This window comes from Syntrophomonas sp. (assembly GCF_028707975.1).
In the GTDB taxonomy this organism is placed as follows: Bacteria; Bacillota; Syntrophomonadia; order Syntrophomonadales; family Syntrophomonadaceae; genus Syntrophomonas.
Genome location: NZ_JAQVZX010000010.1, coordinates 1 through 26,635 on the forward strand (window position 1 = coordinate 1; position 26,635 = coordinate 26,635).

General features: G+C 44.9%; 26 protein-coding genes, 1 tRNA gene, 1 pseudogene and 2 riboswitches. Of the genes and pseudogenes, 18 read left to right on the plus strand and 10 right to left on the minus strand.

What is annotated here, in order from left to right; translation table 11 throughout:
• Positions 1 to 606: GT-D fold domain-containing glycosyltransferase (locus PHP87_RS02580; RefSeq protein ID WP_299918093.1), on the plus strand; the 606-nt coding region annotated here is incomplete at its 5' end.
• 3 nt (positions 607 to 609) lie between these two features.
• On the opposite strand, the gene PHP87_RS02585 is transcribed toward PHP87_RS02580, so the two are convergent.
• Entirely contained in the window at positions 610 to 1,293 is a 684-nt protein-coding gene (locus PHP87_RS02585; protein ID WP_299918094.1) for a GT-D fold domain-containing glycosyltransferase, read from the minus strand.
• Positions 1,294 to 1,472: 179 nt separating this feature from the next.
• On the opposite strand from PHP87_RS02585, the gene PHP87_RS02590 reads away from it, so the two are divergent.
• The 10 genes from PHP87_RS02590 to PHP87_RS02635 all read left to right on the plus strand — a co-directional run bounded on the left by PHP87_RS02590 (position 1,473) and on the right by PHP87_RS02635 (position 12,744).
• The gene (locus tag PHP87_RS02590) at positions 1,473 to 2,402 is read left to right on the plus strand and encodes an NAD-dependent epimerase/dehydratase family protein (RefSeq protein ID WP_299918095.1); all 930 of its coding nucleotides are present in this window, start codon (positions 1,473 to 1,475) and stop codon (positions 2,400 to 2,402) included.
• Positions 2,403 to 2,833: 431 nt separating this feature from the next.
• The gene (locus PHP87_RS02595) at positions 2,834 to 3,703 is read left to right on the plus strand and encodes a GT-D fold domain-containing glycosyltransferase (RefSeq protein ID WP_299918096.1); all 870 of its coding nucleotides are present in this window, start codon (positions 2,834 to 2,836) and stop codon (positions 3,701 to 3,703) included.
• A 142-nt stretch (positions 3,704 to 3,845) separates the two neighbouring features.
• Positions 3,846 to 4,841 carry a glycosyltransferase gene (locus tag PHP87_RS02600; protein ID WP_299918097.1) on the plus strand — a complete coding sequence of 332 codons (996 nt, stop codon included), beginning with the start codon at positions 3,846 to 3,848 and terminating at the stop codon, positions 4,839 to 4,841.
• 155 nt (positions 4,842 to 4,996) lie between these two features.
• Positions 4,997 to 5,197 (plus strand): DUF1858 domain-containing protein, encoded by a 201-nt coding sequence (locus tag PHP87_RS02605; protein WP_366942878.1) that lies wholly within the window; start codon positions 4,997 to 4,999, stop codon positions 5,195 to 5,197.
• 268 nt (positions 5,198 to 5,465) lie between these two features.
• The gene (locus PHP87_RS02610; RefSeq protein WP_299918103.1) at positions 5,466 to 5,738 is read left to right on the plus strand and encodes a hypothetical protein; all 273 of its coding nucleotides are present in this window, start codon (positions 5,466 to 5,468) and stop codon (positions 5,736 to 5,738) included.
• Positions 5,739 to 6,361: 623 nt separating this feature from the next.
• On the plus strand, positions 6,362 to 7,144 hold the full coding sequence (locus PHP87_RS02615) for a short-chain-enoyl-CoA hydratase (protein WP_299918105.1): 783 nt from the start codon (positions 6,362 to 6,364) through the stop codon (positions 7,142 to 7,144).
• A gap of 47 nt (positions 7,145 to 7,191) precedes the next feature.
• Positions 7,192 to 8,031 (plus strand): 3-hydroxybutyryl-CoA dehydrogenase, encoded by an 840-nt coding sequence (locus PHP87_RS02620; protein WP_299918106.1) that lies wholly within the window; start codon positions 7,192 to 7,194, stop codon positions 8,029 to 8,031.
• A 62-nt stretch (positions 8,032 to 8,093) separates the two neighbouring features.
• Positions 8,094 to 9,284: an acetyl-CoA C-acetyltransferase gene (locus PHP87_RS02625; RefSeq protein ID WP_299918107.1), complete on the plus strand. Its 1,191-nt coding sequence runs from the start codon at positions 8,094 to 8,096 to the stop codon at positions 9,282 to 9,284.
• Between the two features lie 137 nt (positions 9,285 to 9,421).
• Positions 9,422 to 11,254, plus strand: a complete 1,833-nt coding sequence (locus tag PHP87_RS02630; protein WP_299918108.1) for an acyl-CoA dehydrogenase — start codon at positions 9,422 to 9,424, stop codon at positions 11,252 to 11,254.
• A gap of 146 nt (positions 11,255 to 11,400) precedes the next feature.
• On the plus strand, positions 11,401 to 12,744 hold the full coding sequence (locus PHP87_RS02635) for an acetyl-CoA hydrolase/transferase C-terminal domain-containing protein (RefSeq protein ID WP_366942879.1): 1,344 nt from the start codon (positions 11,401 to 11,403) through the stop codon (positions 12,742 to 12,744).
• Between the two features lie 152 nt (positions 12,745 to 12,896).
• Here PHP87_RS02635 and PHP87_RS02640 read toward each other — a convergent pair whose 3' ends face one another.
• From PHP87_RS02640 to PHP87_RS02675, 8 genes are all read right to left on the minus strand, one after another.
• Complete coding sequence (locus PHP87_RS02640) at positions 12,897 to 15,701, minus strand: sigma 54-interacting transcriptional regulator (RefSeq protein WP_299918110.1); 2,805 nt, start codon at positions 15,699 to 15,701, stop codon at positions 12,897 to 12,899.
• A 258-nt stretch (positions 15,702 to 15,959) separates the two neighbouring features.
• Positions 15,960 to 16,583 carry a hypothetical protein gene (locus PHP87_RS02645; RefSeq protein ID WP_299918112.1) on the minus strand — a complete coding sequence of 208 codons (624 nt, stop codon included), beginning with the start codon at positions 16,581 to 16,583 and terminating at the stop codon, positions 15,960 to 15,962.
• A gap of 343 nt (positions 16,584 to 16,926) precedes the next feature.
• Positions 16,927 to 17,463 carry a hypothetical protein gene (locus PHP87_RS02650; protein WP_299918113.1) on the minus strand — a complete coding sequence of 179 codons (537 nt, stop codon included), beginning with the start codon at positions 17,461 to 17,463 and terminating at the stop codon, positions 16,927 to 16,929.
• Between the two features lie 69 nt (positions 17,464 to 17,532).
• On the minus strand, positions 17,533 to 17,799 hold the full coding sequence (locus tag PHP87_RS02655) for a hypothetical protein (RefSeq protein WP_299918115.1): 267 nt from the start codon (positions 17,797 to 17,799) through the stop codon (positions 17,533 to 17,535).
• 207 nt (positions 17,800 to 18,006) lie between these two features.
• The gene (locus PHP87_RS02660; protein ID WP_299918117.1) at positions 18,007 to 18,666 is read right to left on the minus strand and encodes a cytochrome b/b6 domain-containing protein; all 660 of its coding nucleotides are present in this window, start codon (positions 18,664 to 18,666) and stop codon (positions 18,007 to 18,009) included.
• 19 nt (positions 18,667 to 18,685) lie between these two features.
• A complete protein-coding gene (locus PHP87_RS02665) occupies positions 18,686 to 19,093 on the minus strand; it encodes an iron hydrogenase small subunit (protein WP_299918119.1) in 408 nt (135 codons plus the stop codon).
• A gap of 18 nt (positions 19,094 to 19,111) precedes the next feature.
• Positions 19,112 to 20,275 carry a [FeFe] hydrogenase, group A gene (locus tag PHP87_RS02670; protein WP_299918121.1) on the minus strand — a complete coding sequence of 388 codons (1,164 nt, stop codon included), beginning with the start codon at positions 20,273 to 20,275 and terminating at the stop codon, positions 19,112 to 19,114.
• Positions 20,276 to 20,950: 675 nt separating this feature from the next.
• Positions 20,951 to 21,073: riboswitch (molybdenum cofactor riboswitch) on the minus strand.
• A gap of 57 nt (positions 21,074 to 21,130) precedes the next feature.
• Positions 21,131 to 21,252, minus strand: a riboswitch (molybdenum cofactor riboswitch).
• A 144-nt stretch (positions 21,253 to 21,396) separates the two neighbouring features.
• A complete protein-coding gene (locus tag PHP87_RS02675; RefSeq protein WP_299918124.1) occupies positions 21,397 to 21,651 on the minus strand; it encodes a hypothetical protein in 255 nt (84 codons plus the stop codon).
• A 101-nt stretch (positions 21,652 to 21,752) separates the two neighbouring features.
• Between PHP87_RS02675 and PHP87_RS02680 the strand changes: the two genes are divergently transcribed.
• Both PHP87_RS02680 and PHP87_RS02685 read left to right on the plus strand, forming a co-directional pair.
• The gene (locus tag PHP87_RS02680) at positions 21,753 to 22,283 is read left to right on the plus strand and encodes an O-acetyl-ADP-ribose deacetylase (RefSeq protein ID WP_299918125.1); all 531 of its coding nucleotides are present in this window, start codon (positions 21,753 to 21,755) and stop codon (positions 22,281 to 22,283) included.
• Between the two features lie 106 nt (positions 22,284 to 22,389).
• Positions 22,390 to 22,465, plus strand: a tRNA-Ala gene (locus PHP87_RS02685).
• Positions 22,466 to 22,499: 34 nt separating this feature from the next.
• Here PHP87_RS02685 and PHP87_RS11885 read toward each other — a convergent pair.
• Positions 22,500 to 22,715 (minus strand): annotated as a pseudogene (locus tag PHP87_RS11885) (site-specific integrase); the annotation flags it as partial.
• A gap of 542 nt (positions 22,716 to 23,257) precedes the next feature.
• Between PHP87_RS11885 and PHP87_RS02690 the strand changes: the two are divergent.
• The 5 genes from PHP87_RS02690 (at position 23,258) to arsB (ending at position 26,635) form a co-directional block, all read left to right on the plus strand.
• Positions 23,258 to 23,710, plus strand: coding sequence for a MarR family transcriptional regulator (locus PHP87_RS02690; RefSeq protein WP_299918127.1), 453 nt, complete (start codon positions 23,258 to 23,260; stop codon positions 23,708 to 23,710).
• A gap of 21 nt (positions 23,711 to 23,731) precedes the next feature.
• The gene (locus PHP87_RS02695) at positions 23,732 to 24,619 is read left to right on the plus strand and encodes a permease (protein WP_299918128.1); all 888 of its coding nucleotides are present in this window, start codon (positions 23,732 to 23,734) and stop codon (positions 24,617 to 24,619) included.
• Positions 24,620 to 24,687: 68 nt separating this feature from the next.
• A complete protein-coding gene (locus PHP87_RS02700) occupies positions 24,688 to 24,858 on the plus strand; it encodes a hypothetical protein (RefSeq protein WP_299918131.1) in 171 nt (56 codons plus the stop codon).
• 323 nt (positions 24,859 to 25,181) lie between these two features.
• On the plus strand, positions 25,182 to 25,538 hold the full coding sequence (locus tag PHP87_RS02705; protein ID WP_299918133.1) for a metalloregulator ArsR/SmtB family transcription factor: 357 nt from the start codon (positions 25,182 to 25,184) through the stop codon (positions 25,536 to 25,538).
• 35 nt (positions 25,539 to 25,573) lie between these two features.
• The gene (gene arsB / locus PHP87_RS02710; RefSeq protein WP_299918134.1) at positions 25,574 to 26,635 is read left to right on the plus strand and encodes an ACR3 family arsenite efflux transporter; all 1,062 of its coding nucleotides are present in this window, start codon (positions 25,574 to 25,576) and stop codon (positions 26,633 to 26,635) included.

Genomic DNA, 26,635 nt, shown 5'->3' on the forward strand with positions numbered 1-26,635 from the left:
GAGGCCCTGGTGGCCAATCGGGGGGTGCGGGGTGGACACGGACACCGGGGAATTTCATTTCCCAATATTTGGGCTCGGGACGAAACGGTGGAGGCAGTTAGAAAGGCTCATATAGTGGGTTATAACAGCCTGGTTGAGCCGGCCCGGGAAATGGCGGAGAAGGTTTTGGAGGCTTATGCTATTCAGCCCCGGTTTTTGTTTGAGGCTAATATCAGGAGGGTTTTGATGTTCTCCCAGGAGAAAAAGTTCGAGGCTATGTTAAGAGGCCGGAAAGTGCTGCTGATCAGTTCCCTGGCCCCCCGGCTCAAAACTATACGGCAGCAGGAATACAAAGACCGGCTGGATTGTGATTTAGTCGCTGCGCTTAGTATTTATGACTATGAAGAAATCCCGGAAGTAAAAAGACAGCTTGACCGCTATGACTTTGACCTCTGCTTGTTAGCCGCCGGTGTGAACGCCATCATCCTGGCAGCTTATATAGCCGAATATCTGGGTAAAGTTGCTTTTGACATCGGCTGGTGCATGGAAACCATGATCAGTGGAGAAATATTTGTTGACCCCTGGCTGGGAAATATAATCGGCCTGGAGACGCTGTTGCAGATGTAAAGTTCATTTCCAAAACTCTAGCTGCATTCCCCGGCCTAAATCAATAGCCACTTTGCCTTGTGCCGCCAGTTCTACCGCCAGTATTACGGCATTGGAACCAGCGGAAATAAGAGCCAGATCGAAATCAAGCTTGCTGCTTTCCTCCATTACCCGCCCCAGTTCAGCGTAATTGCTTATAGAAATAGTTCCGGCCACTGCTATTCCGTATTTTTCTTGCAAGAGCGAAGCCAGGCTGCTGGCCGCTTTGCCTATCAGCAACAGGCGGTAGTGTTGCAACAGGCTGATAAATTGATCTGATTTGGGTAAATAGGTATTGATAAAGGCATAACAGAGCTGACGAGGCTTTATATTATAGTAGGAGAAGACCTCTTCCGTAAGGGGTTTCCATATAAAAACCTCCTCCTGATGGAGCACTCCCACAATATCTGCCTTCTGAACTGCATCCAGCAAACGATTACGGGCTGGATAATTGGGCAAGGTTACCCCCGTCCAGTTTTCATCTTCAGCCCACCATATCTCCGCAATTTCATCTTCCGCTATGATGGTTCCCTGGGCCATGACCTGGTTTTCAGCATCCCCTATCCGCACCAGGGAGAAGCCTAGCTGGTTACGCAAACAATAGTTGATCCGCCCGGTTATTTCCGTTAGTTCTGCAAAATCGTCCTTGTAGATAATGAACCTGCCCACCGAACCCCTCCTCTTGATTAGATCTACCAAAAAGTTATTCCCTTATGACCAGTCTTTCTCCCTGAACATTTATCACTATAGCTGGCTAATGCATATTATAAGAAAGGTAAATGCTTCTCTAGTCATATTATGCATTAGCTCTATTTTTTTCCCCTGTTAAGTTGAAAGGGAGAATTAATGTGAAGATCCTGCTTACCGGCGGCGCTGGTTTCATTGCTTCTCATATATGCGACCGGCTTATTTGTGAAGGGCATGAAGTGGTAGTAATCGACAACCTCTCAACGGGGAGGCTGGAGCTGTTAAATCCCCGGGCTTATTTTTACCAACTTGACCTCTGTGATCCGGCTATTGCCCTGGTATTCCAGATTGAAAAACCTGAGCTGGTAATACACCATGCGGCTCAGGTCAGTGTCAATAATTCCTGGGATAATCCAGTGTTTGATGCGGTTACTAATATTATTGGCTCACTAAACCTTTTTGAAAACTGCCGGCAGTACAAAGTGAAAAAAATAATCTATGCTTCTTCCGCCGCCATATATGGTGAGCCACTATACCTGGGCATCGATGAAAAACATCCGGTTAAACCGCTTTCTTTTTATGGACTTTCCAAATACCTGGCGGAAATCTATCTTAAGTATTATGCCGGGCTATTTGGTCTTAAATTCACCATCCTGCGCTATGCCAATGTGTATGGCCCCCGACAGCGCAGTGACGGGGAGGGGGGAGTAGTAGCTATTTTCCTTTCTTCTCTTTTAAAAGGTGAAGCGCCCGTGATTTTCGGACAGGGAGAGCAGAGCCGGGATTTTATTTATGTGGCTGATATAGTTGAGGCTAATATCCAGGCTTTGACCCGGGCGGAAAATGAAGTTCTCAACCTGGGAACGGGAAAGGAGCTTAGTATTAACCAGCTGTATGCCAGCTTAAAAGAACTTCTATGCAGCCAACTGCAGCCGGTATATGTACCGGAACGCCCGGGAGATATAATGCATAGTTATTTTGACCAGCGCAAGGCTGCTGAGCTTCTGGATTGGGAACCCTCTTATCCATTGCAAGAGGGACTGTGTAAAACTATTGAGTATGACCGCGGTGCCAGGCACTTAAGTTGTTAACTTATTAGATGGTGATATCACTGCAAAAAGTAATAAATATGCATTAGTGTGCATAAGTATACCGCTCAGCACCCATAATAGCGACTGCAAGGCATTGTAAGGCCGTTCTTCGCCCGCCCGCTTTCACCTTCGCCAACGCTCGTTTTGTATATTTATGCAACCCTTATGCAACAAAAAGGGTTTTTTGCAGTGGAGTCGATGGTTAATAAGAAAAGTGAGGAGTAAGGCGTGAGGTTTAATATACCAGGTATAATTCACTCTTCAAGCACTAAGCTTTCACATTTTATTCCGGAACTCAGCATGTCTCCTTCGTATTGGTTCACAATTTATCATGTGTGCTGAGTTCCGGGTATGGCGTTATTAAGGTGAAAAAGTAACACCTATGGGATTTTAACATAATTTGATAATAAAGTTATTTGGAGGTGATTCTGATGGGAAATAATCCAACTATTAGAATAAGGGTGGGAAGGAGCAGTAGGGTATCTTTGCTTCCTGGTTCTTCCCCCTATTCCATTAGAGAAGCCCCTATCGTTTCTTTCAATACTCCCTGGCTTAACTCAGCACAATTAATGCATAAAATATGGTTGGCTCTGGAAAAAAAGCAGGGGTTGTCGGTGGTTTCCATCGGACAGACGGAGGCTTTTGTAATGGCCCAGTATGTTTTGTTTTCCGAAGAAGAATTCTTAAGCCACCGGGAGGCCGAAATAGCCAACCAGGGTAGCCGGGAAGGCTTTATGCATCGGGGTATTCGTTTTCCCAATATAGCAGCCCGGGATGAAGCCGTAGAAGCAGTGAAAAAAGCTGATATTGTAGGCTACAATACCATTGAAGCGGTAGCGCGAGATTTAACGGAAAAGGTTTTTGCACTGCATCAAATCCATCCTCGATTTTACTTTGAAGCTCACCTGCGCCGGGTATTGATGTTCTCACAGAAGGAAAGGTTTGAGCGGATACTGGCGGGCAGGAGAATTCTTTTAATTGGAGCCCTGGCGCCGCAAGCGGCTCTGGTTTTAAACACCAAATTAAAGCACCGCCTGGGTTTCGAAATAGCGGCAGCCATCCCTCTCTATGAATTTGAAGAGATACCCTGGGTAAAGGAACAGATTGCCCGCCAAAACTTTGACCTTTGCCTACTGGGGGCAGGGGTGAATGCGGTAATACTGGCTTCATATATTGCGCGCCATTTAGGCAAGGTAGCTGTAGACCTGGGCTCGGGTATGGAAAGCCTGATTACGGGAAAGATTGTGAGCGATTCTTTTATTAATGAGGTTATAGGACTCGATCGTTTGCTGCAGATGTAGATGTCAGGAAAGCAGCCAGAACCCGAGACAGGGGGAGGTTTCGTTTGTCTTCTCTGGGTGCCGGGCAATCGCTTGCATATTTATGCAATTCTTACGAAATAAAAGGAGTTTTCAGTAGAGTCAACTTTTAGGAGTGAAAGAAATGAGAGTACTGGTAACGACTGGAGATTTTAGCCGCTATCTCTCGCCCAATTTTCACTACTTGCTTACGGAATTGGGTAAGATGGTGGATATTGAGCTTTGGCACTGGTCGGGGGATATCAATGAGATTATTCGTAGCCTGGATGTAAAGCCGGACTTTGTTTTTGTTAACGAATTTGCCGAGACCAATTCCCCTGTTATTACTGGCCTTGCGGGCCTGGCCATACCCTGGGCGGTTTTGCTCCATGACCTGCATTTCGAAATTGAGTCTCGTAAAAGGATGTTAAGAGAGATAAATGCACCCGGGGTATTTTCGCTTTACCGGGACAGGTTTTCCGAATGGTATCCGGAGTTCTGGCCCCAGTTCAGGTGGCTTCCTCACCACGCCAATACTGAGGTTTTTTATGATCATGCTTTAAACCGGGATATAGATTATCTGATGCTGGGGGCGGTGCATGAAAGAATCTATCCCTTGCGTTGCCGGATACTGGAGAAAATGAGTGACAAGCCGGGCTTTGTTTATCATGAACATCCGGGATATCAGAATTTTTCTGAAGAAGACGGGGCTTTGGTGGGAACACGCTATGCCGGGGAAATCAACCGGGCTAAAATATTTTTGAGCTGTGACTCTATTTACCGTTACCCTCTAGCCAAGTATTATGAGGTTCTGGCCTGTAAAACCCTGCTTCTGGCTCCAGCTTCCCAGGAGCTTGCCGATCTGGGTTTCCAGCCCGGGGTGCATTTTGTTGATATCAATGAATATGATTTTGAGGAAAAGGCGGAGTATTACCTGCAGCACGAGGAGGAACGCCTGCAAATAGCGGAGCAGGGCTATGAGATGGTGCGAACCCACCATTATACCGGCAGGAGGGCCTTGGATTTAAAAATCGCCATAGAGGAGATCTGCCGCAGTTGGACGCGGGGAGGCCAGCATATAATAGGCAAAGCGCAGCAGTTCTCCAGCCGCATCCGGATAAGAAAAGGAGTACGCTTATAAAGCGCAAGCCTTCCTATTGCATGAAGCCTGGATGCTGTGTATAATTATGACAAAATGTTAACCTCTGCAGGGGTTGCTTTTATTAAAGCAGGGTTCCAAGTTTAAAAGTTGGGAAATAATATCCCACAAAACCCTTCTAAATTATGATTGGAGGTGTGGCTTTGATTACCAAGGACATGGTGATACAGGAAATTGTGACCAAGTATCCTCAGACTCTTCCGGTTTTCGGACAGTTCAATATGGGGTGCCTGGGATGCAGCGGGGCACTTTTTGAAACGCTGGAACAAGGGGCATTGGCTCACGGTATTGATGTTGATGCGATGTTAAAAGCTTTAAATGATTTGATAAAAAAATAACTATTATTAAGACTTTAAAGAGCAGCTGCAAAACGGCTGCTTCTTTTTTACTGGTTTTTACTGTCTGTGGTCTCTGGTTCCCGCTTCTGAATAGTGCAGCCAAAAGCATTTCTTTTTGCGGCAGGAATTTATGCAGCAGACGTTGAATCAAGAATTAATCGTTCCTTTTTGAAGCAGGATGCATTTTGCTATTATGCTCAGGTTAAATTGATACCTTTGGTAGCTGAGGGGTAGCTGGCCGGGTTCTTAGTTGAAGCGGAAGAAAAGAGTGAGTAAAATGGAGAAGCCGATTTTACTGGGCAACTTTATATTTTGTTCTCTGCAGCAAGTTCCATTGCTGGGTAATGATTGCCAGGCATGTGATTATTTACGGAGCAGAGAAAACGAACATTTTTGCATCTATGAAGCGGAAGTGGAGAATGGTTCTGCAGATATCTACCAGGTCAGAGCAGTTATTGAGGTTTTGCTCGATTTGCTGGCTGTTGGGCAAAAGGACTTAAGACTGGAAGAACTGGAGAGCTTGCTATTAAAAAGGAAATAGCAAGCATATGGGGTGATGAAACATACGGGGACATTCCTCTGTCCCCATACCTAAAAGGAAGGTGTGCCCCCATACCTACTACCTAAAATCTTAAAATGTTCTAAAATATGCGAAAAGCGATACGGGATTGAATCAATAATTCAATTATGCATCGTTTCTTTTTATTTCTGCCAATGCATTTTTGCTTTAGAAAGCCCAATATAACGACAAAAACATCTAGATTTTCTTGGAATAGAAAAATTGGCACGCAACTTGCAACAGTATAAGGGTGTTACGCAAACAGTCATGTTTGTAACCCCCTTATATTTTTTTTATTAAACTACTGCTCTGTGATGCTTAGGGCAGACCGGGTTGAGGACAAAGCCTGGTGCGAACGGAATATCTAAGCCCTGTAACATCATAGAACAGTAGTCCCCTTTTTTCTTTAACATCGTTTTCCATGCTTCAAGGCATTCGATATATTATACTCAAATTTATTGAGTAGCAAGCAAACTTATATTTAGATAAATTATTCAGCAAAAAGGAGGGATAGTACGGCATAACTACATACTTTTCCTTGAAAAAGTAAATGATACTTTAGGAAAAGCTTTACCAGAAAAATAAATAGAGAAGGGGGGAATTAAATGGCTTACGAAAACATTATTCTGGAAAAAGAAGAGAAACTGGCGGTACTATACATCAACCGGCCTAAAGCGATGAACGCGCTCAACAAAGAAACACTTCTGGAAATTAAAGATGCCGTTACGGCAATTAAAGATGATCCAACGGTTGAATTGTTAATTATTACTGGAAGCGGAGACAAGTCCTTTGTCGCCGGTGCCGACATAGCTTTTATGCAAAACCTGAGTGCTATGGAAGCGCGGGAATTTGGGGCGCTGGGACAAAAAGTATTTCGCCTGATAGAAGCGATGGAGAAACCGGCTATTGCAGCAGTAAACGGTTTTGCCCTGGGTGGCGGTTGTGAATTGGCTATGTGTTGTGATTTTCGCATTGCGGCCAGCAACGCCAAGTTTGGGCAACCGGAAGTCGGGCTGGGAATCACTCCTGGTTTTGGCGGCACTCAGCGTCTACCCAGGTTGGTTGGCTCAGGAATGGCCAAACAATTATTGTATACGGCTGATGTAATTAATGCTGATGAAGCTTTCCGCATTGGTCTGGTTAATAAAGTAGTGCAACCGGAAGAATTATTGTCTGAAGTAAAAAAAATAGCCGGGCGTATTTTAAGCAAAGGTCAGCTCGCCGTTCGCTTATCCAAAGCGGCTGCCAATGAAGGCATGCAGACCGATATTGACCGGGCTATGAGTATAGAAGCGGATGCTTTTGGTCTTTGTTTTGCTACACAGGATCAGAAGGAAGGAATGACGGCTTTTCTTGAGAAGAGAAAAGCTAATTTTATTAGTAAGTAGTTTTGCGGCAAGCAAATTATTTATAAAGAATTTAGGAGGTAACTACTATGAAGATAATGGTGCTTGGTGCAGGTACCATGGGAGCAGGCATTGTGCAGACTGCGGCACAGGCTGGTTTTGAGGTAATTGTACGCGATATCAAGCAGGAATTCGTTGATAAGGGTATTGCCGGAATTGATAAGTTGCTGAGCAAGAATGTGGGTAAAGGCAGAATGACGGCCGAAGATAAAGCTGCCGTTATGGGCAGAATTTCCGGAACCGTTGACATGGGTGCTGCGGCGGACTGTGATTTGATAATCGAAGCTGCTCTGGAAGTAATGGATATCAAGAAAGCTATCTTCAAGGAACTGGATTCCATCTGCAAGCCCGAGTGCATATTGGCCTCCAACACTTCGGCCTTGAGTGTTACTGAGATTGCTGCTGCCACGGGCAGAGCCGACAAGGTTATCGGCATGCACTTCTTCAACCCCGTACCGGCTATGAAGTTGGTTGAAGTTATTCGGGGCGCATCCACCAGTCAGGCTACTTATGATGCCATCAAGGACCTTTCCGTAAAAATGGGCAAGTCTCCAGTAGAAATCAATGAAGCTCCTGGCTTTGTGGTAAACCGCCTGTTGATTCCTATGCTGAACGAAGGTATGTATTGTTTGATGGAAGGCGTAGCCAATGCCGCCGATATCGACACCTCCATGAAGTTTGGCGCTGGGCATCCCATGGGACCTCTGGCTTTGGCGGACATGATTGGTTTGGATATCTGCCTGAAGATTATGGAGACCCTGTACAAAGAATTTGGCGATCCCAAATATCGCCCTTGCCCCTTGCTGGTGAAAATGGTTCGGGCCAATAAACTGGGACGCAAAACCGGCGAAGGTTTCTTTGTCTACTAAAAGAAAGTAGAAGGTTGAAAAAATATATAAAAAAAGCATATATAGAAAGGGGAAATATTAAGATGACGAGAGAAGTTGTGCTGGTAGGCGCTTGCCGTACTCCGGTCGGTACCTTTGGAGGAACCCTTAAAGATGTTGGCGCTGCAAAACTGGGAGCAGTAGTCATGGAGGAAGCCATTAAGAGGGCTGGAATCAAGGCGGAACAAATCGATGAAGTTATTTTTGGTTGTGTATTGCAGGCGGGCCTGGGGCAGAATGTGGCCCGGCAGTGTATGATTAATGCTGGAATTCCCAAAGAAGTAACCGCCTTTACTATCAATAAGGTTTGCGGTTCTGGTTTAAGAGCAGTCAGCCTGGCCGCCCAGGTAATTAAAGCCGGGGATGCCGACATTATTATGGCTGGCGGAACCGAGAACATGGACAAGGCTCCCTTTATACTGCCCAATGCCCGCTGGGGATATAGAATGAGTATGCCCAAGGGAGACCTTGTTGATGAGATGGTATTTGGCGGCTTGTTTGATATATTCAACGGCTACCACATGGGAATCACCGCTGAGAATATTAACGATATGTATGGCATTACCCGGGAAGAGCAGGATGCTTTCGGCTTCCGTAGCCAGACCTTGGCCGCTCAGGCCATTGAATCCGGCCGCTTCAAAGACGAAATAGTACCCGTGGTTATCAAGGGTAAAAAGGGTGATATCGTATTTGATACCGATGAACATCCCCGTAAGAGCACGCCCGAAGCCATGGCCAAGCTGTCCCCTGCTTTCAAGAAAGGTGGCAGTGTAACTGCCGGCAACGCTTCTGGAATCAACGATGCTGCGGCTGCTGTGATCGTAATGTCCAAAGAAAAAGCTGATGAGCTGGGCATCAAGCCTATGGCCAAAGTAGTAAGCTATGCCTCCGGTGGAGTGGATCCCTCCGTTATGGGTTTAGGACCGATCCCTGCCAGCCGCAAAGCTCTGGAAAAAGCCGGCTTGACCATTGATGACATCGACCTGATTGAAGCCAACGAAGCCTTTGCCGCGCAGTCCATTGCGGTAGCACGTGACCTGGGCTGGGCTGACAAGATGGACAAAGTAAATGTCAACGGCGGCGCCATAGCCATTGGACATCCCATTGGATCGTCCGGGGCCAGAATTCTTGTAACTCTATTGTATGAAATGCAAAAACGTGGTTCCAAGAAGGGTCTAGCCACTCTCTGCATCGGTGGTGGTATGGGTACGGCCCTGATTGTTGAAGCCCTGTAAATGGTGCAGCGATGGCTAAACGATAGTTAAACCATGCTGTGAGGCACAAGCGGATTCGCTTTTTATCAGTAGTGGTGCCCCCGGCGCATGGATGGTTAATAAGAAAAATAAATTCTAAAAATGAGGAGGGAATTTTTTTGGCACACGAAAATTATCTATATCAGATGCGGGATATTAAGTTCGCGGTAAAAGAATGGCTGGACATGAACAAGCTCTTGTCCTGCGATGCTTACAAAGACTACTATGGCGTTGACGACATTGATGCCTTTCTCGATGTTAACTTTAAAATCTGCCGTGATGTGCTTTGCCCGGCTAACAAAGATGCTGATGATCCCGGCTGTAAGTGGACCGCCGATAACGAACATGCGGTCACAACCCCGGACAGCTTTAAGAATGCCTATAACACGGTTTGCGAAGCCGGCCTTGGCCCCCAGTTCTCCGACCGTTCAGCGGAAGGCCGCATGCCGTTGGTTTGGGAGGCTCCGATTCTGGAAATGCAGTCCGGTGCATCCCCGGGAATAGTGATGTTTTGGTGTCTGACCGCAGGTGCTTGCACCGTGATCCAGCATAACGCCTCAGAAGAACTGAAGGAACGCTTCCTGCCTAAGATGTACTCGGGTGAATGGGGCGGTACCATGGGTCTGACCGAGCCGGGTGCGGGTTCTGAAGTCGGCGCGGTTGCCACCAAGTGCTTCCCCACCGATACCCCGGGCCTCTACAAGATCAAAGGCCAGAAGTGCTTCATCACCTCCGGCGACCATGACCTTGCTTCGAACATTATCCATCTCGTGCTGGCCAAGACCCCGGATGCAAAACCAGGTACCTCTGGCATTAATTGCCTGATCGTTCCCAAGTTTTGGGTCAACGAAGATGGCTCCCAGGGTGCATGGAATGATGTAATTTCCACCGGCATTGAGCACAAAATGGGTATTCACGGCTCTTCCACCCTGTCCCTGTCCTTTGGCGAAAATGACAATTGCTATGGCTGGATGATCGGCGATGGACCAGTAGAGGGCCGCGGCAAAGGGATGGCGCAGATGTTCCAGATGATGAACGAAGAGCGTCTAAACACCGGTACCTTCGCCCAGGGCTGCATCGGCTCAGCCTATTACGCAGCTCTGGATTATTGCAAGATGCGCGTGCAGAGCCCCAAGTTTACCGATCCAAGGGGTCCCAGTGTCCGGATTATCGAGCACGAAGATGTCCGCCGCATGTTGATGTTCCAGAAGTCCATCATGGAAGCCTGCCGGGCGTTGCTCTTTACCACTTACTTCTATCAGGATCTGTCCCACGATGCTGCCGATCCAGCAGAGAGGGAATACTATGATGATATGACCATGATCCAAATCCCGCTGTGCAAGGCTTACATTTCGGATATGGCGTGGATTAGCACCGAGCAAGCGATTCAGTGCCTCGGCGGCTACGGCTTTATCGAAGAGTATGCCCCGGCTGAGTTGGCCCGGGACTGCAAGATCTACTCCCTGTGGGAAGGCACTAACTTCATTCAGGCGCAAGACTTCAACAATCGCAAGACCACCATGAAGAAGGGCGAACCGATGAAGAAATGGGTTGCTCAAATCGCCGATTTCCTGGCTTCGAAAAAGGATCCCGCGTTTGCAGATGAATTCGCTATGATGGATGATGCCTTCGGCGCTTACAATGAAATCCTAAGCACCAAAGAAGCCTGGAGGGCCAGCAATCCGCAACTAGTTCAGCTCTTTGCGACCCGGATGCTGCAAGCGGCGGCGATGATAATCTGCGGCCAGTTGATGCTCGACCAGGCCCTGCTGGCTGCCAAGAAGCTAGCGGAACTGGGTGAAGACCACTTTGATGCTATGTTCTATAAGGGGAAAATTGCTACCGCCAGGTTCTATGTCATGAATGTTGTTCCCGGCATCTTCGGAACCTTGAAGGCCATGAAAGTTGCCGACACCAGCTCCATTGACATGCCCGAAGAAGCGTTTATGTAGTGCGGATAGAGCACAACCCTGAGGTTAGAGTACCGTTTATATTCTAGTTGAATATAAAAGAGCGGAATTCATTAGAGTTCCGCTCTAATTATAATAAAAAGAAGCAAACCATAATTGGAGGATAATAAAATAAAGGAGGCGGTTATGTGTATCAAAAATGGTTGGATATGTATAAAAGTAAGCTTTTAACTGCAGACGAGGCAGCCAAACAAGTACAATCAGGCGATTGGGTGGAATATGGCTTTGGAATTAACTGTGCTCGGGATTTTGATGAAGCCTTGGCCCAACGCAAAGATGAAATCGAAGATGTTAAAATACGTTGTGATATAGGAGCTTACCAGCATTTTACGGCTGAAGTTGACCCTGACAATAAGCATTTTACCTGGAATAGCTGGCATGTTGCCGGACATGACCGAAAGTTTATAAATAAGAACCTTTTTTATATTCCAATGAAGTTTCACGAAAACCCCATGATGACCCGAAAAGACTGTGTTCCTACTAATGTTGCGGTTATTCAGTGTACACCTATGGATAAACACGGGTATTTTAATTTTGGGGGCAGTTCGGTCAACTGTTGTGCAATGATGGAAACGGCCCGGCTTACCATTCTGGAAGTAAATGAAAAGATGCCTCGTTGCCTGGGTGGCAATCAGGAATGTGTTCATATTTCGCAGGTTGACTATATTATCCAAAGTAAAAACGAGCCGATTGCGACTATTGGTTCAGCTGATCCAAGCCCGGTAGAAATTGCTATGGCCCAGCATATTATTGGACGTTTATACGATGGCAACTGCATTCAGCTGGGAATAGGGGGTACTCCAAATGCAGTCGGCAGCATGGTAGCTGCTTCTGATTTAAAGGATTTAGGAGTACATACTGAAATGTATGTGGATGCCTATCTTTTAATGGACAAGGCCGGCAAAATTACTGGTGCCAAAAAGAACATTGATAAATATAAACAGGTTTATTCATTTGCGATGGGGAGTCAAGAATTATACGACTATTTAAATGATAATCCTGGGCTGGCTTCTTATTCGGTGGATTATACCAATAACCCCTGGGTTGTAGCCCAGATTGACGATTTTGTATCCATAAATGCCTGTATTGAGGTAGATTTGTATGGCCAGGTATGTGCGGAAAGTGTTGGCACCAGGCATATTAGCGGAACCGGTGGGCAGTTGGATTTTGTTGAAGGAGCTTATAAGTCCAAGAATGGGCAGAGTTTTGTATGTCTTCCTTCCACCATTGAAATTAAAGGTGAGGTAACTTCAAGAATCAAGCCAATTCTTACTCCTGGAGCCATAGTAACTGACCCGCGGACAGCTACCCATATGTTGGTAACCGAATATGGAATTGCCACTATGAAGGGTAGGAGCACCTGGGAAAGGGCTGAGGAACTTATTAAAATAGCCCATCCTGACTTCCAGGATGAATTGATTAAGGAAGCCCAAAAGATGAATATCTGGAGAAAGAGCAACAAAATAGTTTAAGGGATAGCCTGAGGCGGTAGGGGGCTAGTGGCTGCTAAATCCACCCTGCCGCCCCGGCATCACCAATAATGTACAAGTTATATCCTAAAAGAGTATCTCATTTAAAAAAGCAAAGTAAGCATTCCAAGGGGGTAAGTAGCCGCGATGGCTTTTTACCCCCTTATTCCATATTTGGCGGCTTTCCTAACTACGGTAGGCTGGCTAATACCCAGTGCCCTTGCTACTTCATAAGTTGACTTGCAAACCGAAAAAGCATTTTCCAAAATCCGTCTTTCGGTTTTCTCCAGGGCATCCTGCAGAGGAACGATTCCGTGTTCATCATCAGATTTGTTTTGGGGTTTCAGTTCCGACCAGGCCGAGAGATCGTGAGCGGTAATAGTTTGGTTGAGGCTGGTTACTACCAGGCGCTCGATCAGGTTTTCCAACTCTCTAACATTGCCTGGCCAGTCGTATTCCATAAAATAAGCCAGAATACTGCCGGACAGCTTCTTGTTCAGTCCATGCTTCTGATTAAAATTATCCAGAAAATGATTGGCTAGAATAGGGATATCATCCCGGCGTTCGCGCAGGGGCGGAACGGTAATGGGTATAACATTCAAGCGATAAAACAGGTCTTTGCGGAACAGCTTTTTATCCACCATTTCCAGGAGATTATAATTGGTGCCGGCCAGTATACGTACATCTACCTTTATGGGTTTGGTACCGCCTACCCGCAAAATCTCTTTATCCTGCAGTACTCTCAGAAGTTTAACCTGCAGGCCCAGAGGAAGGTCGCCAATTTCGTCCAGAAACAAGGTTCCCTGATCCGCCACCTCAAACATACCGACCTTGCCCTGCTTGCTGGCTCCGGTAAAGGCTCCCGGCTCATAGCCAAAGAGCTCTGATTCCAGTAAATTTTCCGGAATGGCCCCGCAGTTTATCTTTATCATTGGCTGCTCTCTGCGGTTGCTGTTGCTGTGTATGGTGTTGGCCACCAGTTCCTTGCCCACCCCGGATTCACCCTGTATTAGTACAGTGGAATCCACTGCTGCTACCCGGACTACCATACTGATTAATTCCCGCATTTTGCTGGAGTGAATTACACACTGGGTACGAAGTTTCATTTCCTGTAATTCACTTTGGAAGAAACGGCTCAGTCCTTCAGCGTGCCCGAGTTTTTCCTCCAGTTCGTTTAACTCGCTGATGTCCCGAACATTGGTTACCACCAGGATAATATTGCCATGTTCATCGCGTATGGGTGTACTGGTTACCAGGGCGGTCTTCCCGGTTTTAGCCTGTAAAGTAATAGTTACTGGACCCTGTTCCTCCAGGGCCAATAGGGTGCCACTGCGGGAGTAGACACCTTCGGCCACCAGCTCTTTCATGTTGCGTCCTATACATTCCTCAGCTTTTACCCCGAGTATGCGCTCAAAAGCCTCATTAAGCCTCAGGGTATTGGCTTCACCATCGGTAATGTAAAGCCCATCATAGGAGGATTCGAAAACCGCATCCAATTCTTGCTCCCGCAGGCCCACCATCTTTTTAAATTCCCGCTCCAGCTCATTTAATTCTGTTATATCGCGGACATTGGTAACTATAAGCATAATATCACCCTGGTCGTCAAAGATGGGTGTACTGGTAACCAGGACCTCTTTCCCGGTTCGGGTTACCAGAGTAATGGTAGTTCTTTCCTTCGTTTCTAGAACCAGCAGGCTCCCGGAACCGGAAAAATAACTTTTGGCCACCAGCTCTTTCATATTGCGCCCGACGCACTCTTCTGCCGTGACTCCGGTAATGCGTTCAAAGGCCTGATTTAGGCGCAGAGTGTTGGCTTCACCATCGGTTATAAAAATGCCATCAAAAGAGGAATCCAGTATAGTATCCAGTTCCCGATCGCGCAAACCCACATGCTTGAGCTTGCGTTCCAGCTCGTTCAGTTCGGTAATGTCGCGAACATTGGTAATAATAAAAGCAATTTTGCCATTTTCATCAAAAATAGGAGTACTGGTAACCAGAACCTCCTTGCCGGTTCTGGCTACCAGAGTGATGGTAGCGCGTTCCTGTTTTTCCAGGGCCAGTAAGGTTCCGGAATCGGAAAAGACCCCGGTATCTACTAATTCACGCATGTTGGAGCCAACGCATTCTTCTATACGAATCCCGGTAATACGCTCAAATCCCTGGTTGAGGCGCAAGGTATTTCCTTCCCCATCAGTCAAATAGAGACCATCAAAAGAAGACTCAAAAATGGCATCCAACTGCCGGTTAAGTTCCCGGGTACGAGCCAGTTGTTCGGCAATATGCTCCAGTTCAGAGATATCTTGCAGTACAGCTACTGCTCCGGTAATCTTCCTGTTCTTGTACAAAGGAGTGCGGTTAGTTAGGAGGATCTTGTCCTGGTATTGAATCTTGCGGGTAGCCTGGGTTTGGCCCGTGTTCAAGACATCGATCAGTTTGCTGTTGGTAAAGACATCGGTGACTTTTTGCCCACGGGCGTCGGAGGCACTAATACCGGAAACCCTTTCCAGGGCACGGTTAAAAAGGTTAATTCTACCTTCTTCATCAACGGAAATAACCGGGTTGTAAACTGAATCAAAACAGGCCTCCCATTCCGATACGTTTTTTTGCCATATTCGGCATAACTTCCAGATTAGCTGAAAATAATTATCCTCAGTCTCATTGCCTGTTGTAGAATGAAAATCAGCCGCAAAAGGGTCTTCCAGAACACTCTGTAGATCACGGATAAATTCAGTAAATTGCTGCTCAAAAGGCATGAACTGTTGAACCGGGGTATCGAATGCCAGTTCGTGCTCTATCGCTTCTGCAATATTTATAGGAAAAATTCTGCCAATAATGTGCTTTGTTGCATCACATACCAGTAGGAATTCGCTATCACCCTGGTCAAAAATTAAGGATATATCTTCAAGGCTGGTATCATACCCGACTATATAAGGGTTAATACTTGTTTTGCTGGAATTCATCCAATTTCATCCTCCTGTCGAACTCATTATATCACAAGTAAGAGGAGAGAAGAGGACGGCATTTTCTGGACATCAAAGTACCCGACCCTGCGTACAGGTCGGGTACTTTGATGTCATTTGCTTAGTCTTATATTTTGAGAAGCTTATAACTGCGATATAGAATTGGCTTTGTCAGATAAACAGGGATATTCGATTAATGCTTAAGACTAATAACGGATACACATAAAATGGCATTAGCATTTAGAGATACCGTCCATATCAAGCCACTTTCTTCTTGAGGCTGAGAGTCATAACTTCACCTTGTAAGAACAGGCGGCACCATTCATCGTTGATTTCTTCAATGCTTAACGCGGGCTTCGTCTCCGTTATTCCCCGCAGTTCATTGCTAAGCTGCAGGAATATGGCCTCCCATTTTTCTATCAATTGTCCCTCTTGCTCTGCCACCTGAGGAAGGAAACAGCGAATCCATTCTCGGTTGATCTCCTCAATAGCCACAGCTTTCTCTGGTTCTAACCGACCTTGATACTGCTCCACAAAATCAAGGTAAGTGTTGACCCATTTCGCGGTTAACTGCTCGCTTACGGGGACTGCAGCGGGCTGGAAGCAGCGTATCCACTCCTGGTTGATGGCCTCAATATCCGGGCTCGGCTGCTTGAATATCCCGTGCAGGAGATCCATCAGCCCCAGGTAGAGCTGTACCCAGCGGTCAATCATGGAGTATTCTCCCACTTCCTCCTCCTGCATACAATTTAGCCTCAAGACTTCGTTCATTTCTGCATAGTTCATTGCTTCCTGTTCCATAACAGGTCCTTGAAGCTGTTCCATGATGTCGAGGTAGGAGTTGACCCAATCTTCTCTCACTCTTTCATCATTCTTCTTCATAAAGAATACCTCCTTTAATTCCAGGGTTTTGGTACCCCGGTTATTTTCACTCCAACGGAGGACTTGTTCTATAGTCGTTGCCAAATCGTAAAACATTATTTTTTGCTGAATTTATTCCTCTATATATATCATGCTGCAAATAGCATGCCAAAAAACGAGGAAAAAGAAAAAGAAAGATGAAAAAATAGCCAAAAGCCCGGTCTCAGAAGAGTTTGAGACCAAAGCAAGCCAGGGGGAAAAATCGAATGATACAATTACGAATCAAAAAAGTGATTCAAAAACGAATCAAAACGATTACATTATGAATCACTATCTTTGTTTTTATTATGATTAGAGTAAGCTTTTACTCTTTCTTCAGGTTTTCGTCCTTGATGGTTCCCGCCAGGTATTTTTTGAAAGGATCATAACGAAACTCGTAAAGGTAGGTGCGTGGAGGGGGGACATCCTTTAATCCCCAAACCAGGTAATTTACCGCATCCTGAACCCCTTTGCCGCAATTATGACAAAAAATACAGTCGGCTTTGGTAGCTCCCAGCATTTGCAGCTGTTCCCCACAGCAGCGGATATTATTTATACCATAAGAACTTTCATCGTAAACAAAGCCCTGACTGTCCAGGGCTTCCTTGAAACCAAGGAGCCGGTGATCGGGGAAACAATCCTGCAAGTCGTAGCGGTTATCAGGAATGTTGCTATCTTCTACCAGAACCCAATCATTACGCTCTTCCAAAAAAAGATGATAAATGCGGGTGTAAATACTCTCCCGCGTAATCCAGGAAAACCAATCTTCGCCATCTTTGGAAGCAAGTCCGCCTTTTAAATAAAAACTAAAGCCAGCCTCAGCTTCCGGTAAATCTCTTAATAAAGTAAGTTTGTGAATCATATTTATATTCTCCTTATCTTGGAGTTTTGTTTTTAAATATTATATCTTAATGATTTAACTGTCAAAATTCTAGCCTTCCTTTACCGTGTAGGTTTTCCAAGGAAGGAGCATAAAGTCTACTGTATTTAAGAACTTAACCAAATCCTGCCGTCCCTGGTAAGTAGGAGTGGTAGCTGATTCCTGAGCCATTAAAACAATGGGCATAGTGGGAAAAAACTTGGAAAAAATTTTCCTGGCTTCGTTTATGGTGAAATCATGTTTTAATACTTCTGGTTTTACAATTATTATTACAAAAGTAACACCCTTTTCTGTAATCACGGCCGCATCAAATGTCATAATTAAAACCTCCATTTCCCCAAGGACAAAGCCATAATAAATTCCTGTCCCAAATAGAAATATAATACTCAAAACATCTGGGATTTTGACCTAAAAGAACTATAGAATATGGTAATTTAAAAGAGTGGATAATGCAAGGCTTCAAAATAAGCTTGGAGTAAAAAAAACCCGCCCGCAGGCGGGTTAAGATATGTTAAGGAGAAGCTTTTAAGGTGATTCTTTAAGTTCTGCAAACCATTTGGCATTGTGATGAGCGCTAATCTGGGCATCGATATAGCCATCCAGCATCATGGAGGAGAATTCAACCCGGGATTTGGGGTGAATGGCGGCCAGGAAGAAGTGTCCCGCCACCAGCAAGATCAGGATAATGGCAGTCCAAAAATGAACATTGTAACAGAAGGCGAGAAATACCGCAGGTACAGAATGACGCCATAACCACATGGGGAAGCCGGTGAGGATTATCAGAAGGCAGCCGATAATTATCAACCAGCCCAGAATCTTTTGGCCCGCGTTGTATTTGTCTTGCGGAGGAACCTCATCTACTTTGATAAAGGGGAGGTATCCTCCCATCACTTTAAGCCAGGCAAAATCGTCTTTGCTGAAATGAGAAATGCTGTCCATAAAACGGGAAAACCGGTCAAAATTCAATAAGACATATAGTAGTGGCCCTACAACAAAGACAACCCCGGCCCAACGATGAACCAGAGAGGCGTTGGCTTCCCCGCCAAAGATACTGGCTATGCCGCCTATATCCCAGTAAAAGCCAATTCCTGTCAGACCCAGAATAATGAAGGCCAGCAAGTGAATCCAGTGCATGGTTCTGGTCTGGGTACCATGTTTTAATACTTTTCCATTTACATTACTCATCTGTTTTCCTCCCTTCTAGCTAGGCTGCAGGTTCTTCAGTGCTGGTCTCTTCATTAGCAGCCGGTTCCGCTTCGTGCACAAGATGGGGATTCTTTAATTCAGCTATAAAGCCGGGAATATCATTGCCGTATTTGGTATGCAGTAGGTGGTGGGCTTTGGGGCTCACGCACTCCACCTTGCCCGGGGAGAGAAAATCTTTGTATATTTGGATTATTTCAGGGTTTTCATGCGACTTTCTTATCGCCATGGACTCATCCAGGGTATAGAGGCCTGCCACTCTTTTAGCGATGTAGTCATCGCTGGCAGCAAAGACGTCAAAGCCGAATTTAGCAAAAACACCGCTGATTACAGCAGCAACAGTTAACATGCCGGCGCCCTTAAAAAACTGTCTTCTGGTGATGCCTTCACTTTCATGGAATAACTTCATTAATTAATGCCCTCCTTTCTAATAGGTATCTCTGCGGATGGGTTGGCCCCCACCGTTTATACAGCCGCCTGGGCAATTCATGACCTCTATGAAGTGGTAGTTGCTGCGCCCGGCCAGGACATCTTCAATTACCTCGGCCACATGCTTGGTTCCGGTTACTATACAAACACTGACAGGCAGGCTTGTGCCCAGCGCCTTGACCGGGACTTCTACCGTTGCTTCTCTGACCGGATCCAATCCTCTGACCGCATCGAATTCTACTTTGCCCAGGCTTTCCCCGCTGAGAATCTCATAGGCGGTGCGCAGAGCTGCTTCCATAACCCCTCCGGTAGCGCCGAATATGGTGGCGGCACCGGTGGAAAGGCCCACAAAACGATCCGCTTCTTCATCAGCCAGTCCCATGAAATCGATTTCGGCATCTTTGATCATTTGCGCCAATTCCCGGGTAGTTATTACCAGATCCACATCCTGATATCCACTGGCAATAAATTCGGAACGCTCACATTCATATTTCTTAGCCGTACAGGGCATGACTGATACTGAGAAGATATTGGCCGGATTCACATTAAGTTTTTCCGCCAGATAGGTTTTAGCCACTGCTCCCCACATTTGTTGGGGCGATTTGGCTGAGGAAATATGAGGTAATACCAGGGGGTAGTTGTCCTCCGCATATTTGATCCAGGCTGGGCAGCAGGAAGTAAATTGGGGCAGGGGACCGACATTTTCAAAGCCAGCTACCCCCAGGGCGCCGTAAACTCTATGAATAAGCTCGGTACCCTCCTCCATAATAGTGAGGTCAGCTGTAAACTCGGTGTCATAGACCCTGTCAAAACCCAATTTACGCAGGGCCGCATACATTTTGTTCTTGACATTGGTTCCCGGAGCTTGCCCGAATTCCTCACCCAGAGCAACCCTGACCGCTGGCGCTTCCTGTACCACCACGAACTTCTGGGAATCAGCCAGAACCTTTTTCAGTTCTTCAACTTTGGACAGGTCATAGATGGCATTAAAAGGACAGTTTATCAAACATTGCCCGCAGTTAATGCATTTTTGCGGGTTTATGTGATGCTTTTGCCCGAGCACTCCTGAAATAGCACCGGTTGGACAAATAAAGGTACAATGGTCGCAGGCTTTACAGTCATCACTTACATGAATCACTCCATCACTTAAAACCGTACTCAAATCTTTTCCCTCCTTTTAAACTGGATAAACCCAATAAAAAACGGCCCACCTCCTTCTAATAAAATCCACTCCTGGAATCGATCAACTCAGGGATCTAAGCGATATCCTTCATGGATAATATTATTAAGAAAAACTGGACCAGATATAATATGCCCTATTCTTCATGAACAAGGTCATTGAGCTAATTGAATTACCTTCCTATAAACCCTTCTGGGAAACACTTGCATAAACAAGATTATTGATATAATTTCGTTTATGTAGTTATATTTCCGTCAGGTATTTGCTGCTCATTCTATGAAAATAAGGATTCTAGTAGCAAACAAATACCGGGATTATAAGTGCAAAGCGCTGACCATGAGACCGTTTAAGTTACTATGCATGCTTCTATTGCAAGTTAATGAAAATATAAAAACTTCTATATAAATCCTTCATGGATGAGATTTAAAAAAAACCCGCTTGTTTTTTGCAAGCGGGGAGAAAAAGATTGGGATTGTATGTAATAGCCTTTCAGCATATTACCGAATTAAAATTGAGACTTTAGCTTTTTATGCCTACATGTACCCGTTTGCTTCCCAAAACCTTTTATAGGGAGAACCAGCAAGAATCCCGCTTTGACCTTCCTAAAACAAGAAGGTCGTGTCCTGGAAAAGGACACGACCACTTAAACCTATATAAAATAAGCTCTCGTCGTCTCCTTTCCACAATACGGGGAGGCATAGCCGTTTCCATTCTATACCCATCGGCCCGGGAACCATAGTTTTAAACCTTAGGTTCAAAGGCTTGGAAACAAATATTCAGTTAAAATAATAAAACAGATGCATGTGAATAAGAGCACACAACATCTGTCTGCATTTCGAACAGTTAATCCTTACTCCTTTTCACAATACGGGAAGGCGCAACCGTTTCCAGTTTACACCTACAGGCTTGGTGAATCCTAGCTTTGCCTTAGACTCCCCAGCTCGGAGATATATTCTTTTTTGCTAGTTTAGCATAGCTTGAGTTTGAAAGCAATAGCCTCAATGAGGAAATATTATTTTTTGCAAGCTTATATGGTACACTGTGCTTCAATTAAAGAGTCCAACAAATGCCGATTGGATTGTTTTAGCTGCTATTGCTATAATTCAAAATAGAATGAAGAAGCAGAACAGGCTCGTGAAGACCTGGTAGCCACAAAGTGTTATGTTTTCCACATCTTTCGCAGCGGAGCCCACCTCATGGACACCGGTTACATAATCGTGCTTTTTAAATTCGCCCGGTCGTTCCTCATATTCAATATACCTGTGCTCATCGTATGTCCCGCTGCTGATTAATCTGCTGCGGCGGAGAGCAGGCTCGCGATCATCACGATGACCAGAATCAACGGTGTAAGATGCCATGTGGAGACATGCTTAAATATGCTATAAATATATGTAGAAGCTGGCAGTTTATAACCATAGCTGAGGCGGAACCATTATTGAGTTATTGGGAGGGAAGAATAATGAAGATATCGCGTGTGGAAATTCAAGTTGTTCAGGGGGATATCACCCGGCAGGAAGATGTGGCAGTTATTGTAAATGCAGCTAATTCCAGCCTTCGGGGTGGCGGCGGGGTTGATGGAGCTATACACCGGGCAGCGGGTCCGGAATTAAAGAAAGAAAGCTCCGCCCTGGCTCCTTTAGGTCCGGGCCAGGCGGTTATTACCGGGGCCTATCGTTTGCCCAATCGCTTTGTAATTCATTGTGTGGGACCGGTATACGGGGTGCATAAACCCGAGGAAGAACTCCTGGCCAGCTGTTATCGTAATGCCCTGCGTCTGGCGGAAAAGAAACAGCTCGATTCCATTGCTTTTCCCGCCATATCTACCGGGGTTTATGGTTATCCGATGCGGGAAGCCGCGCAGGTGATGTTTAAGACCATAATAGAGGTCATACCTGAATTAAAACATATCAAGAAAATTCGCATTGTTCTCTTTGACCGCCCAGCCTATGAACTGCATCGGCAGGTATTGGAAGCCTATCAGACAGAATGAGAACAGGAATTGTAGAATGCTGGTGGAGCGTCTAAATTGCTATCTTTTAATTATTACAGCGAAACTATAGCTGCAATAAATTTTTTTGTGATATAATGGTCGGCGTGGGGGCGTGGCTCAGCTGGGAGAGCACCTCGTTCGCAACGAGGGGGTCAGGGGTTCGAATCCCCTCGTCTCCACCAGTGTTTGAGACATAGGACCGGCCTTGAGTTTTTCTTTAGCCTGCTGTGCCTTATGTTTCTTTAACTGGTTCATAAATTCTTCGGGAAGAGGCACAGTTCGATAAGTCTTTTTGGATTTAAGTGGTTCAATGCTTAATTTGGATTTACCAGTTTCTTTGTCTTTAATTCTGAGCAAAGCTCGGCGAACAGCAACTTGAGACTTCTCGAAATCAAAATCTGGCCATTGTAAGCCTAGTATCTCTCCACGCCTTAAACCACCATAAAGCCCTGATAAAAACCCCGCTTACAAACGTTCTCCCACTAGAACTGTTTCAAACTCCTGCTGCTCCTGAGGCGTTAAAGCTCTTACTTCTTTCTGTATCCGCTTCGGAAGGGTTGTCCCTTTAGCAGGGTTAAAGGGTATTCTTCGGGTAATAACTGCTTGTTCCAACGCCTTATGAAGTACTGTATGGATTCTCTATACACTCGCGGAGCCAACCCACCCTTGCCGTCTTTTCGGCCATCTTTAGATTTAGGATTATATAACTTTTGTATTCTATCTGTGGTAAGCTCTTTGGAAACCGTTGCTATAGGTTTTTTCTATTAGCAGGAGGTTTAGCTTTCCCTTTGGATAGTATCCGGACTCCTGTTATACGCTGTAGCTATATTTGCGGGTATTCATCGAGTCCCGTTACTCGCGGGCAATCTTCGCTTTTGAGATTTATTTACAGTGGTTGACAACGTCAACTGAAACTTGCATAATATAAAAGTATAGTTGAAGGCGTCAACTAATAAATACGGGGAGTAGATAAGATGAAAAATAGCTTTTCTGATATTTATAGCTTGTTGCAGGAGCTTGCCTGGCACTTCGGTGATCATGGTATCAATGGAGAATGCTGCGAGGATCTTTCGATGGCTGAGTTTATGGCATTAAAAGCAGCCTATGAGAATTGTAATCTTTCCATCCAAGATATAGGTAATGCCATAAATTTTACTAAAAGCGGAGCCACCAGAATTATCGATCGTCTGGAAACCAAGGGCTATGTTAAGCGGGAACGATCTTCAACAGACGGGAGGGTTTGCTGTGTACCGGTTACCGATAAGGGCTCTCAAGTTATTTCCCAAATAATTAGGAAAAACACCATTTGTGTTGAAGAGTTATTGCAGGATTTGGAACCCCAAGTGATCGATAATATAAAAACCGCCATGGAAATTTTAATAAAATCAGTGCATCGACAAGACATTATAAATTCTAAAAGCCTATGATGAAAAGGGAGGAGTATTCCTGTGAACACATTGATGAACACAATTAAGTATTTTTTTGTTATCACAGCAGAGCTTACGGTACTGTTTCTTGGAATCAGTACAATCGTAGCATTAATACTTATGTATTTGCCCCAGGAAAAAATCAAAGCCTGGATGTCTAACAAAGGTATATTAAGCAATTTTGTGGGGGCTTTATTTGGGGCATTAACACCTTTTTGCGCCTGCTCAACGATCCCCATGACGCTTGGTTTTCTTGAAATAGGAGTTCCTTTTGGCGCGACTATGTCATTTGTCATTGCATCCCCTTTGCTTAATCCAATCATCTTAGCAATATTATTAGCTTTGATGGGCTTAAAGGTAGCAATAACCTACTTTATCGTCGTTTTTGGCGCGGCTATTATTTTTGGAATTATCCTAGAGAAAACCGGCATGTCGAAACTTGTTAAGAATGTACGTATTAAAGGAGGTGGTTATGCTGATAATGAGATCCCTCATGCATTCAAAAGTAAACTGAAACTGTCATTTATGAAAGCATGGGGGGATTTTTACGGTATTTTAGGTTATTTGCTCATTGGTGTGGGCATAGGAGCAGTAATTTATGGATATCTTCCAGAAGAATTAGTATTAAAATATGCTGGACGTGACAATCCATTTGCCATCCCGATTGCAGCGTTAATCGGCGTTCCGCTTTATATTAGAGCGGAAACAGCGATACCAATCGGTTTGTCATTAATGCAAAAAGGCATGAGTCTTGGGGCTGTAATTGCTTTGGTAATTGGCGGCGCAGGGATGGCAATTCCTGAAATGAGCATGCTTGCAGGCATCTTTAAAAAGAAATTAGTTGCATCAATTGTAGTCGTTATTTTTCTTACGGCGATAATTTGTGGATATGTTTTTAATATGATTTAAGCACAAACAGCATGGGAATTTAGGTATTTGCAATGTATCAATTAATAAACGAAAGGGGAAATAAATCGATGGATAAAGAGAACAATAATGAAAAGAAAGGGTTATTTGGACGCTTGATTAAAGTAACTAAGCCAAAGAAAAGTTCCTGTTGTAGTTTCGAGATCGAAGAGATACCGGAGAACGATGACAAAAAAGAGAAGAAATCTGACAAAGATGGCGGTAAACCCTGCTGCAGCTAATGTGATACATCAGCGCAGATATTTCTTCTATAGGACCTATCTTATTAGACGTGAATATTAATAATGCTGCTATCCCTTGATGGCAGCAAACCTTTTTTTTGAGCCTTTCGAAAAGACCCACTTTTTACATATTTCAGTGTACATATTGACAGAATAATAGACACATAATAAAATACTTATATAATTAATCTATTATGTACATAGAGCTTAACTTTGAAACACTTATGGATGAAAGTTGGGAGATGATCCTGTGGGTTATTGACGAAATGAACGATCAGCAATCACCGTAAATAACGTAAGATATTTATAGGGGAGGTGGGAGTGTGTTTGAATTGGTTTTTAAGGCTTTGGGAGAGCCTACCCGATTAAAGATCATTAAACTGTTAGCTCATAGGGAGCTATGTGTTTGTGACCTGGAGGAAATTCTGCAAATGAGCCAACCTCGTATTTCTCAACATCTTAAAGTTTTAAAGCATGCAGGACTTGTTAACGATTGGAAGGAAGGTCAGCGAACAATATGCAGTTTAAATCAGATTTCGTTAAACAACACAATTAATGAATTCCTTCAGTATATAGCTAAACCAATTGAATCAATTGCAGAAATGGCGGAAGAAGTTGCACGAATACCTGCTGTAACTGGTGAAACATGCTTGAAAAGATCCTGTAAGGAAACCATTTAAGACCTGTAACTAATACTTTTTGAGGAGGTTGGATAATGTCAGAATCGGTAACCCGGAGATTATCGGTGGTGGATCGGTATCTTACGGTTTGGATTTTCCTGGCTATGGCAGTAGGAGTTGGATTGGGGTACTTTTCTCCAGGTTTTTCTAAATGGCTCAGTGGTATGTCGGTAGGCACAACATCCATTCCCATTGCCATTGGACTGATAGTTATGATGTATCCGCCCTTGGCAAGGGTCAGATACGAGGAGATTGGTAAGGTATTTCAAAACCGTAGGGTCATGCTATTGTCACTGCTGCAGAACTGGATTCTGGGTCCGATCTTAATGTTCATCCTAGCTGTAATTTTTCTGCACAATTACCCTGAATACATGGCTGGGCTTATTTTAATAGGCCTGGCTCGCTGCATTGCGATGGTTATCGTCTGGAATAGCTTGGCAGATGGCGATAATGAGTATGCCGCAGCTCTGGTTGCTCTAAATTCGGTATTCCAGGTTATCTTCTTTTCTATATATGCCTATCTGTTTATTTCAGTGTTCCCAACCTGGCTGGGATTAGAGGGAATTGCGGTTCACGTTTCGATGGGGGAAGTAGCCAAGAGTGTAGCTATCTACCTTGGCATACCTTTCGCGGCTGGATTTTTGACCCGCGTTATCCTGCGCCCCATGAAAGGTGCCGATTGGTATGATACCAAATTCGTGCCGACTATTGGACCGATAGCTCTGCTCGCTCTTCTTTTTACCATAATCGTTATGTTCTCCCTAAAGGGTAAATATATCGTGGCATTGCCAATGGATGTGGTTCGTATCGCTATTCCTTTGTGTATCTACTTCCTAGTCATGTTTATGGCTTCCTTCTTCATCTCCAAGAAGATGGGTGTCAACTATGAGCAAACAACTACGCTGTCATTTACTGCTGCTAGTAACAACTTTGAGCTGGCTATAGCGGTTGCAGTTGCAGTATTCGGTATTCAGTCCGGTCAGGCCTTTGCTGCTGTCATTGGTCCGTTGATTGAGGTGCCGATTATGATAGGTCTAGTTAATGTAGCTCTTAGATTCCGACGTAAGTACTTTGCTACCGGTATAGCTGAGTTATAA

Excerpts from the sequence above, each read along its gene's own strand:
- PHP87_RS02595 (WP_299918096.1), top strand. The coding sequence starts at position 2,834 with ATGGGAAATAATCCAACTATTAGAATAAGGGTGGGAAGGAGCAGTAGG.
- PHP87_RS02600 (WP_299918097.1), top strand. The coding sequence starts at position 3,846 with ATGAGAGTACTGGTAACGACTGGAGATTTTAGCCGCTATCTCTCGCCC.
- PHP87_RS02615 (WP_299918105.1), top strand. The coding sequence starts at position 6,362 with ATGGCTTACGAAAACATTATTCTGGAAAAAGAAGAGAAACTGGCGGTA.
- PHP87_RS02620 (WP_299918106.1), top strand. The coding sequence starts at position 7,192 with ATGAAGATAATGGTGCTTGGTGCAGGTACCATGGGAGCAGGCATTGTG.
- PHP87_RS02625 (WP_299918107.1), top strand. The coding sequence starts at position 8,094 with ATGACGAGAGAAGTTGTGCTGGTAGGCGCTTGCCGTACTCCGGTCGGT.
- PHP87_RS02640 (WP_299918110.1), bottom strand. The coding sequence starts at position 15,701 with ATGAATTCCAGCAAAACAAGTATTAACCCTTATATAGTCGGGTATGAT.
- PHP87_RS02645 (WP_299918112.1), bottom strand. The coding sequence starts at position 16,583 with ATGAAGAAGAATGATGAAAGAGTGAGAGAAGATTGGGTCAACTCCTAC.
- PHP87_RS02650 (WP_299918113.1), bottom strand. The coding sequence starts at position 17,463 with ATGATTCACAAACTTACTTTATTAAGAGATTTACCGGAAGCTGAGGCT.
- PHP87_RS02655 (WP_299918115.1), bottom strand. The coding sequence starts at position 17,799 with ATGACATTTGATGCGGCCGTGATTACAGAAAAGGGTGTTACTTTTGTA.
- PHP87_RS02660 (WP_299918117.1), bottom strand. The coding sequence starts at position 18,666 with ATGAGTAATGTAAATGGAAAAGTATTAAAACATGGTACCCAGACCAGA.
- PHP87_RS02665 (WP_299918119.1), bottom strand. The coding sequence starts at position 19,093 with ATGAAGTTATTCCATGAAAGTGAAGGCATCACCAGAAGACAGTTTTTT.
- PHP87_RS02675 (WP_299918124.1), bottom strand. The coding sequence starts at position 21,651 with ATGGCATCTTACACCGTTGATTCTGGTCATCGTGATGATCGCGAGCCT.
- PHP87_RS02680 (WP_299918125.1), top strand. The coding sequence starts at position 21,753 with ATGAAGATATCGCGTGTGGAAATTCAAGTTGTTCAGGGGGATATCACC.
- PHP87_RS02690 (WP_299918127.1), top strand. The coding sequence starts at position 23,258 with ATGAAAAATAGCTTTTCTGATATTTATAGCTTGTTGCAGGAGCTTGCC.
- PHP87_RS02700 (WP_299918131.1), top strand. The coding sequence starts at position 24,688 with ATGGATAAAGAGAACAATAATGAAAAGAAAGGGTTATTTGGACGCTTG.
- arsB (WP_299918134.1), top strand. The coding sequence starts at position 25,574 with ATGTCAGAATCGGTAACCCGGAGATTATCGGTGGTGGATCGGTATCTT.